A 1785-nucleotide genomic window follows, 5' to 3' on the forward strand; every position below is an offset into this window, starting at 1 on the left:
GAGCATTCCTGTTAGAAGGATTTTCTGGGACTTGAACAAAAAAGAGCCCTCTTGGTATGATACGGGGTGTCAAATCTGCGCAGAATTGACCCCTAACTTAGTTAACCAAGGAGGACTCCAAAGTGGATTTTAACCAAAATCAGAAAATAAATCAAGTCACCGAAAGAACACTCGTTATCGGAATCGATATTGCTAAGCGGACACACTACGCTTGCTTTGTGGATGATCGTGGACGAGTGCTCCAAAAATCTTTCTCAGTTTCTCAATCCCAAGAGGGATTCAATCTTTTCTATCAACGCATTCTTGTCGCAATGAAAGAACATGAAAAAACAGAAGTTATCGTAGGGATTGAACCTACTGGTCATTATTGGCTCAATTTAGCCTATTTTCTTGAGGAACGGGGTATTCCTCTAGTGATGACCAACCCCATGCATGTCAAACGGTCAAAAGAGTTGGATGATAATTTGCCAACCAAACATGACCGGAAAGATGCCTTGGTAATCGCCCGCCTTATTAAGGATGGTCGCTTTAGTTATCCACGCATTTTAAAAGACATGGAGGCTGAGCTTCGTGTTGGCTCTACTTTTAGAAATAAATTGACAGAGGAACTAGGCTCTGTCAAAAACATGATAATTCGGTGGTTAGATCGCTATTTCCCTGAATTTACTCAGGTCTTTCCGTCTTTCGGGAAGATGGCCATGGCGGTACTTGAGTGTACCCCATTTCCAAGTGATCTTCATCAGAAACTGCCTGATGAAATCTTGACGATTTATCGGGAGGTTGAGGGGCTAAAATCCCCTCAAAGACCGAAAGCCTTGCGTCTTATTGAAGTCGCAGCTAGCTCTATTGGAGTAACAGAAGGACGTGAGATGGCACGTATTGAAATTGCCACAATGGTCCGTCGTTACCATCAACTTGAACAAGATATCGAAAGCATTACTGAGCAATTAGTTAAGCTTGTACAAACATCTGTAGAATACGAATGGCTTTCAACGGTTCCAGGGCTAGGAGATACAACGATTGTTGATTTATTAGCTGAAATCGGGAGTTTCTCACACTACGAAGATCCACGCCAATTAATGAAACTCGCGGGATTAACGTTACGTGAAAATTCCTCCGGCCTGCATAAAGGACAAAAACGTATCTCCAAACGGGGCAGAAGAAAACTACGAGCCCTCCTATTCCGAGTGATGATGCCGATGATACGTCACAATGAAGCCTTTAGAAAACTTCATGAGTATTACACTAACCGTCAGGTTAATCCGTTACGCAAGAAGCAATCCATCGTGGTTCTATGCGGGAAACTTTTAAAAGTATTACATGGAATCAGCACGAAGCACAAAGCGTTCGACGCACAGAGAATGTTGAGGGATATTCCTAGTCTCGCAGAGGCTGCATAAGGCTCTACATCTCCATAAATAAGACCTAGACAACTGGATGACACGGAGAAGCTGGCACTATTTTTTCCATTCGACCTTGAGTCCCTAAAGGAGCTTCGCTAGCCTCTGCCTTATGACTAGACCGAACGAAGGAATGTAGGCACAAAGATGCCCAGAGACATGGGAGGGTACGTCATCATAAGCTACGCAGAGATCCATTGTGCATCGTATAAATTCCTATCACTACTTTCCACCATTATCCAGTAGTGATAGCGTAGCGTACCCATGTATTGGAAGAGTTTCACATATTATGAAAAATTTATTAGGAACCGTGTCGAAAAATATTTTTTTGACACTCTAGCAACGAGTCAAACCGTTGATATATCAATATTTATAGAGGGAGGAA

Annotated in this window: 1 protein-coding gene; it reads left to right on the forward strand. The window is 42.6% G+C overall.

What is annotated here, in order from left to right; genetic code table 11:
- Positions 1-122: 122 nt before the first annotated feature.
- Entirely contained in the window at positions 123-1400 is a 1278-nt protein-coding gene (locus F7888_RS22230; protein WP_191783578.1) for an IS110 family RNA-guided transposase, read from the forward strand.
- Positions 1401-1785: the final 385 nt, after the last annotated feature.

Origin of the sequence: Litchfieldia stipae (assembly GCF_014837155.1) — a bacterium.
GTDB lineage: Bacteria > Bacillota > Bacilli > Bacillales > Bacillaceae_L > Litchfieldia.